The sequence below is a fragment of the Candidatus Nitrospira nitrificans genome (genome assembly GCF_001458775.1).
Taxonomy (GTDB): domain Bacteria; phylum Nitrospirota; class Nitrospiria; order Nitrospirales; family Nitrospiraceae; genus Nitrospira_D; species Nitrospira_D nitrificans.
In genome coordinates, this window is the sequence record NZ_CZPZ01000006.1 from 114,344 (window position 1) to 121,005 (window position 6,662).

A 6,662-nucleotide genomic window follows, 5' to 3' on the forward strand; every position below is an offset into this window, starting at 1 on the left:
GCTCCCCCTTCGTCTGTCGGCCACGATGTGGTGCTCAAGGCTTAATCGAACACGACCGTCTTTTTTGCATAGACCAACACTCGCCGCTCGATGTGCCGTCGCACAGCGCGTGCCAGGACGATTTCTTCAAGGTCGCGCCCTTTCCGCACGAGATCGTCCACTGTATCCCTGTGCCCGACACGAATCACGTCTTGCTCGATGATCGGCCCCTCATCCAAATCTTGGGTCGCGTAATGTGCCGTCGCTCCGATGATCTTGACGCCGCGGTCGTACGCTTGCCGGTAGGGGTTGGCTCCGATAAAGGCTGGAAGAAAGGAATGATGAATGTTGATGACCGGGCAGCCGATCTGGGCGAGAAAGTCCGCGCTGAGAATCTGCATGTAGCGAGCCATCACCACAAGCTCCACCCGCTGCTCTTTCAGCAGCGCCACGATCTGCTGTTCCTGCTGCGGCTTGGTCTCTTTGGTCACGGGATAGACGGCGAACGGAATCTTGAAGAGCTCCGCCCAGCTCGCGCAGGTGTCGTGATTCGAGACGATGACGGGAATATCGATGCGCAGTTCGTCTCGGCGGTGCCGTTGCAGGAGGTCGGCCAGACAGTGATCTTGTTTGGAAACCAGCAGGCCGACCGGGGTTCGTCGACTGGACGGATACACTTCGCAGTGCATCTCATACACTTTCGCGATCGGCGCAAAGGCAGCCGGAATGTCGTCCGAGGGGATCTGGAATCCCTCCGTGGCGAACTCCATCCGCATGAGAAAATCGTTCGTATCCTTGTCCGTGTGATGGTCGGAATCGAGAATGTTGCCGCCGAAATCGTGAATGAACCCCGACACACGCGCCACGATGCCTTTGCGGTCTTTGCAATGGATCAACAGAATGATCGAATCTTTTCCCTGTGCCGACATCGGTGCTCTCCCCGCTGTTGCTGGCTGCTCAGAGTGTAGCAGGAGCGGCAAGAAACCACACTCCCTTAGACAGGAGTCGTGATGATGTGTCCGACGAGGTCGAAGGCCGAAGCATCGGTAATCTCGACCTTGCAGAAATCACCGGGCGTGGGAGAGGAGACGTTGTGATGCGCTGGGTGTTGTGGAGCGGTGTCGGACCGGCCTTCGTCGATGTAGACCACACCGTCGATTTCAGGAGCGAGCCCTTCGTGGCGGGCTTCCAGAACGTGTTCCGTTTCCTCGGATCGTCCATCGATCAGCACGTCGATGGTAGTGCCCACTTTGGCCCGGCCTTTGGCTGCGGAAATAGATTCCTGAACGGAGAGGATGGCGTTGCGGCGCTCCTCCATGACGTCCCGCTCGACTTTTTCATCTAGGCCGACCGCCCCCGTGCCTTCCTCATCCGAATAAAGAAACACCGCAACGCGGTCGAATTCAGCCTGTGTCACGTACTCATGCAGCTCGGTGAAGGCGGCATCGGATTCTCCAGGGAAACCGACAATAAAGGCTGTCCGAAAACTCACAGTGGGGATGCGGGTACGAATACGATCGACGAGAGACTCAATGGCGGCGCGATCGCCCAGCCGATGCATGCGTTTGAGCATACGGTCATTGATGTGCTGGAGCGGCATGTCGATATACTTCGTGATCTTTTCCTCGCCCGCATAGAGATCCAGCAGGTCGTCCGTGACTTGCTGAGGGTAGAGGTAGAACGGCCGGATCCACCGGAGGCCTTCAACTTTGACCAATTCGCGAAGCAGACGGACCAGGCCCTTGCGTAGACCAAGGTCCACACCATAGTTGATCGTGTCTTGCGAGATGAGGTTGATCTCCTTGACCCCTTCAGCGGCGAGCCGGCGCGCTTCGGCAACAATGGATTCCACCGGCCTGCTGCGTTGCTTCCCGCGCATCAGTGGAATGGCGCAAAACGTACAGTTGCGGTTGCATCCTTCGGCGATTTTCACATAGGCGCTATGTTGCTTGCCGAGTCTTAGGCGAGGCGCGAGTTCATCGTAGAGATAGGGAGGTTGACTGATCCAGAGACGTCGATGTCGTTTTTTAGGAGCCAACAAGTCTCGGCAAATCTCCGCGATCTTGCCGAACTCCCCGGTGCCGACCACTGCGTCCAATTCCGGTAACTCTTTCAGCAAGTCTCCTTGATACCGCTGTGCGAGACAGCCGGCCGCAATCAAGACACGGCAGGTTCCGGCTTTTTTCAGTTGCCCATGTTCAAGGATGGTGTTGATCGATTCTTCTTTGGCCTCTTCGATGAAGCCGCAGGTATTGACGATGACCACTTCGGCTTGCTTCGGGTCGCTGGTCAGTTGAAACCCCTCGGTCACAAGAGTCCCGAGCATGATTTCTGAATCGACCTGATTCTTGGAACAGCCAAGATTGACGAAACCAATGGTGGTTGTGGACCCCCTTGGCTTGGATTTGGCTGATCCGGCGCGTTGAGGGAGGAGGAGGGGCTGAGACATGGAGGCAGTCTACGGGACGGTTAAAAAGCCTGTCAATGAGACCCTTGTAAACCCTTGCGAGAGGAGGCCCACTTCTCCTAGAGTGCTCCTCATGATTCGCACGTTTCAAGGCATCAAGCCCACCATCCCCAAATCATGCTTTATCGAAGACACCGCTGTCGTGATCGGCGATGTCATAATGGGTGAACATTGCAGCGTCTGGTTCAATGCCGTGATCCGGGGCGATGTGAACTATATCCGGATCGGAGATCGGACAAATGTCCAGGACCTCTGCATGTTGCATGTGACTCATGATACCCACCCGCTCATAATCGGCAATGAGGTCACGATCGGCCACAATGTCGTGCTGCATGGTTGTACGATTCAAAGTCGCGTGTTGGTGGGTATGGGCGCTATCATCATGGATGGTGCGGTGATCGGAGAAGATTCCGTGGTGGGAGCCGGGGCCTTGGTCGTTGAAGGCACGATCGTTCCCCCCAAGAGTCTGATCCTCGGAGCACCAGCCAAGGTTAAGCGACCGGTCACGGAGAAGGAGTTGGCCTGGATTAAAGAATCGGCGGAGAATTATGTGAAGTACGCGAGGCAGTACATGGGCGATTCAGCCAAGAAAACCGGGTTTGAACTCTGAATGAACGCCTTTACTCCGACACGGCTCACCCCTTACCAATCTTGATGAGACAGATCGGATCGCCGACAAGCGCCGTCGGGTACTGTTTCCGCTCCACGCGATATTGAATCTTGTGCCGGTGGCACCAGTCTGCAATCCAGATGACTTCCTCGGTCGAAGTGGTCACCAGGCCTGGCAGCCGTAACTTTGGCATGCAACGGTTCACGATAGATTGAACAATTCGGCGCTGCTTTCGAAATCGCACCGGATCGAACGTGACCGGATCGGCTCGCCCATAGGACAATGGTGAGAGGTGCGGAAACCGTTCCGGATCATTCAAGACACTCACCATCCAGAGATGATCAAAGCGGCCGGCTGCTGAAGAAGCGTCCTGCGCCCTAAACCTTACGGGCAAGGACCGGCAGGCACGATTGAGTATCGCTACTTCCGACCGCCGGAGATTGTACGGCTCGACCTGACGCCCAAGATCAAGTGCTTCCGCTACCAAGGCCGGTAGTTCCGTCACGCCGGCTCCGACGTATAGACTACGCCCGCCACGCGGCAACTTCTTTATGAGAACTTCGGCTATCTTGGTACCTAATCTTCGGCAGGGCTCTCGCTTCGCCTGCCAAAACTCATCCCCACCTTCGTGGCAGTAGACGGACTCCAGCCGCTTGTAATCGAGGCGATCAAACACCTGGGTGATTACACGCCGAGTTGAGTTATGGATGGGTTTCAAAAAATATCTTTGGCTGCGAGGTTGTTTTCGCTGTTGAGGAGGTCGTGATCTGCCTTGCGCAACCATGCCGAGAAGTTGGACTCAGCGCTGCTCATACAGCACCTTGCCCTCCTTCTCGATAACGGATAGGAGTGTGCCGTTGATATTTCGCAACCGGCGGACCTCTTCGGGCGTGTACACGACAATATCCAACGGCCATGAACGGAGTCCAAACACTTCGCTGATTGCGATCGCGCGATCTGGCGGGCGGTGAAGCGTGTCCATTTCGATGAACAAATCCAGATCGCTGTCCGGGCCGGCTTCGCCGCGAGCATGGCTGCCGAATATCATGATGCGCTTTGGGTGAAACCGTTCGACAATGGTCTTTGTCACGTGCTCCAGGAGAGCCGCTTGTGTCATGGAATGTTCCTTTCGGCTCTCAGCTTACATGAGCGTCTCCACGACGGCAATTCATTGGCGTGCATCGGAATCATAGATCTCCCTAGAACGCGCGGTGAAGCACCGACTGGAAAGGTCATCCAGCCGGCGGCGGCAGGCGGCTACTTCTTGTTCTGAATCGCCACGGAAAATGAGGCTCCTACATTTATTCTCCACCCCGTCTTCTGATGGAACGGATGGCTTCAACAGCAGTCTGACCGTAGTCCGGTGTTTCGGTCAATGTCTCCAGCACTTTTATACTCGATAGGATACCAAGCTCACCGAGAAGTTCGATGAGGAATATAGTCAGTCGGTTTTTCTGAAATGAAGCCGAGCGCTCAAAGATGGTGATGAGCCTTTCTCGGTTGATCAAACCAAATTCCAGCAAAGATAGCACCATGTCTTGAAAGTCCGCGGCTAATTCGCGAAGGCCCTTTATGGGGAGCTTCATGTCTAGTGACCGACCAGCATTCCACAGATGCATCAACGGGTCGATGGCTTCGAAAGGAAACTCTTTTCTTAACTTCTCCCAAAGGGGCGTGCACTTCGCCATGATGTCCTCATGGGAGAGCGTCGATTTATTTCCCCAGAACAAGATCTCCCCATAGAGTTGCCAAGCACGTTTTGCATCTGAATCTAAGTTGGCCAGTTGTGCCGGGAATGGTCGAAAAATGGCACATCCAGCTTGTGCCAAGGCATACACGCGAGCGGTTTCTCGCGTGTTCGAACTTTCCGCGTCTATTTCTGTTGCCCATCGCTCGAAGGCAGGCAATGCTCTTACGTCTCGCAATTGGATCAGTTCTTCGAGGATATAGTCACCGGCGATTCCATAGCTGGGTGCGCCCAGTGCCCCCCGTGTATAGAGAATGACAAGGTCCTCTTATAACAGCTCACGGATTGCTGTGTAATAGGCACCCTGAAACACATCCTCGAATTGCTTGCTTATTGCCGAATAGGCCCATTCTCTGATTTCCTGGCTATCTTCTCCCTCAATAATGCTCTCAATCTCCTTGGTTACGCTTTCAGCATCGATCGCCGGCTCGAGCAAGTCATAAGCCATCCTTGTTTCCACCAACTGCGTATTGAGAAAAAGGTTGTTCGTTTCAAATCCGGAAAGCACTTCAACAATTTCATCCCGCAACGGTCCTGTTACTTTATGTGCATACCCCTGAACTAGTTGAAGCGTCTCAAGCCCTAGATGATAGAGTCCGGTATCCCAGGACAGCCGTAAGAGCTTCGGGAGCTGGCTCGGAGGTTCTCCTTCATATCGCCAACAACAGGGCGCAGACATACAATTCACCGGCCGTAGGACTTTTTGAGCCATCGAGCAACCGTGCGATTTTTGACAACACCGGGGGCTTCGCTTGAGACCGAAAGGCGTTATGGCATGCCGTGGTGATGAATGAAGTGGGCCATAGCCCTTCTCCGGGCTTTTCAAATATGTACAGATCCGCAAACAATCCTCCTCTGACGAGTTTCCTATGTTCCGGAGGCCATTCCTTTAGTATTTTGTCGATCCTATTGTCAGTCCTTCGAATCAGAGACAATACCTCATCTAAGAATACGTCTTCGTACAAGAAAGATCCTGCGGCGCGTAGCAGCGCCTTTTCATAGCTCGTCAAAGATAAGACGCCTTCTCCAATCACCAATGAATCCACGAGCGGATGTACATCAGCTTGATCGCCAATACGAAGCGCGAATTCCCCCGCATTGACGTAACAGGCGTGGAGCACTTGTTCTGCATCGCTTCTGGAAACGTTCTTTGCAAGTGGCCCCAGGCTACTTTGTAAGCACGCTGCTATGATTTTGCCATCTTCCAGGCCGATCAGCGCATCTCGTAACACGGCCTCATCGGTAATCATGGGGATGACCATCTCAGATAGATGCCGATTTCGCGGTCGAGCAAGAGTTGAGGCGAGAACCTGCCGCTCACTGTTCTGTCGAAGAAGGGCTTCTGCTTCAAAATACAACTGGAACTGTTCATGACGAAAAGAGCTACGATTGTAGCGAACCTCTACGAGATTGGACCTCGAGGCACTCGTGAGTAGATCGATGGCGGAAGACGGATGATCAGAAATGGACGACGCAATCTGTTCTATCTCCCGAAGCGGAAGACTATAGGTAAGTTGGTCCGCCATCGCCTCCGCCATCCTAAGAAAGAGCTCACGGACCTTTAACGGCTCACCAGTCCTCTCCGTAAGGCGACGTGTATAGGTTTCCAGCAAATCAGCTTTTGTCATCTGAGGCACATCTCCCATAGACTCTGAAACACATTGTCCAGCTAGGCTCAATTCAAGAGGAGTCTTAAACGGCTGTACCAAGCTAGCCACGTCTCCATGGAAGTTGCCCTTCCCCCGATTTCACAGACACCTCCCTAAGTGGGAGAATGAGGAAATCGGAGGACAGTATGAGCTCGAAGACACGACGGTCGTATACGGAGGCGTTCAAAGAAGAAGCGGTGCGCTTAGTCC

8 protein-coding genes are annotated in these 6,662 nt (G+C 54.0%); 1 reads left to right on the plus strand and 7 read right to left on the minus strand.

Translation table 11 applies throughout. The annotated features are described in order from the left end of the window. Positions 1-41 precede the first annotated feature (41 nt). Both purU and rimO read right to left on the minus strand, forming a co-directional pair. On the minus strand, positions 42-908 hold the full coding sequence (purU, locus tag COMA2_RS05485) for a formyltetrahydrofolate deformylase (protein WP_090895367.1): 867 nt from the start codon (positions 906-908) through the stop codon (positions 42-44). A gap of 65 nt (positions 909-973) precedes the next feature. Next, a complete protein-coding gene (gene rimO / locus COMA2_RS05490; RefSeq protein ID WP_090895369.1) occupies positions 974-2,428 on the minus strand; it encodes a 30S ribosomal protein S12 methylthiotransferase RimO in 1,455 nt (484 codons plus the stop codon). A gap of 91 nt (positions 2,429-2,519) precedes the next feature. Here rimO and COMA2_RS05495 point away from each other — a divergent pair, with 91 nt between their 5' ends. Beyond that, complete coding sequence (locus COMA2_RS05495) at positions 2,520-3,056, plus strand: gamma carbonic anhydrase family protein (protein ID WP_090895371.1); 537 nt, start codon at positions 2,520-2,522, stop codon at positions 3,054-3,056. A gap of 25 nt (positions 3,057-3,081) precedes the next feature. Here the strand turns inward: COMA2_RS05495 and COMA2_RS05500 are convergent, their stop codons facing one another. The 5 genes from COMA2_RS05500 to COMA2_RS19710 all read right to left on the minus strand — a co-directional run bounded on the left by COMA2_RS05500 (position 3,082) and on the right by COMA2_RS19710 (position 6,053). Then, positions 3,082-3,774: a hypothetical protein gene (locus COMA2_RS05500; protein ID WP_139077087.1), complete on the minus strand. Its 693-nt coding sequence runs from the start codon at positions 3,772-3,774 to the stop codon at positions 3,082-3,084. Between the two features lie 81 nt (positions 3,775-3,855). Continuing rightward, positions 3,856-4,173: a nucleotidyltransferase domain-containing protein gene (locus tag COMA2_RS05505; RefSeq protein ID WP_090895375.1), complete on the minus strand. Its 318-nt coding sequence runs from the start codon at positions 4,171-4,173 to the stop codon at positions 3,856-3,858. A gap of 184 nt (positions 4,174-4,357) precedes the next feature. Further along, positions 4,358-4,894 carry a hypothetical protein gene (locus COMA2_RS05510; RefSeq protein ID WP_139077089.1) on the minus strand — a complete coding sequence of 179 codons (537 nt, stop codon included), beginning with the start codon at positions 4,892-4,894 and terminating at the stop codon, positions 4,358-4,360. A 177-nt stretch (positions 4,895-5,071) separates the two neighbouring features. Beyond that, positions 5,072-5,332, minus strand: coding sequence for a hypothetical protein (locus COMA2_RS19705; RefSeq protein ID WP_139077091.1), 261 nt, complete (start codon positions 5,330-5,332; stop codon positions 5,072-5,074). Between the two features lie 121 nt (positions 5,333-5,453). Continuing rightward, a complete protein-coding gene (locus COMA2_RS19710) occupies positions 5,454-6,053 on the minus strand; it encodes a hypothetical protein (protein ID WP_139077093.1) in 600 nt (199 codons plus the stop codon). Positions 6,054-6,662 lie beyond the last annotated feature (609 nt).

What these genes read in the sequence shown, in the direction of transcription:
- purU (WP_090895367.1), bottom strand. Translation starts at nt 908, where the DNA reads ATGTCGGCACAGGGAAAAGATTCGATCATTCTGTTGATCCATTGCAAA.
- rimO (WP_090895369.1), bottom strand. Translation starts at nt 2,428, where the DNA reads ATGTCTCAGCCCCTCCTCCTCCCTCAACGCGCCGGATCAGCCAAATCC.
- COMA2_RS05505 (WP_090895375.1), bottom strand. Translation starts at nt 4,173, where the DNA reads ATGACACAAGCGGCTCTCCTGGAGCACGTGACAAAGACCATTGTCGAA.
- COMA2_RS05495 (WP_090895371.1), top strand. Translation starts at nt 2,520, where the DNA reads ATGATTCGCACGTTTCAAGGCATCAAGCCCACCATCCCCAAATCATGC.
- COMA2_RS19710 (WP_139077093.1), bottom strand. Translation starts at nt 6,053, where the DNA reads ATGATTACCGATGAGGCCGTGTTACGAGATGCGCTGATCGGCCTGGAA.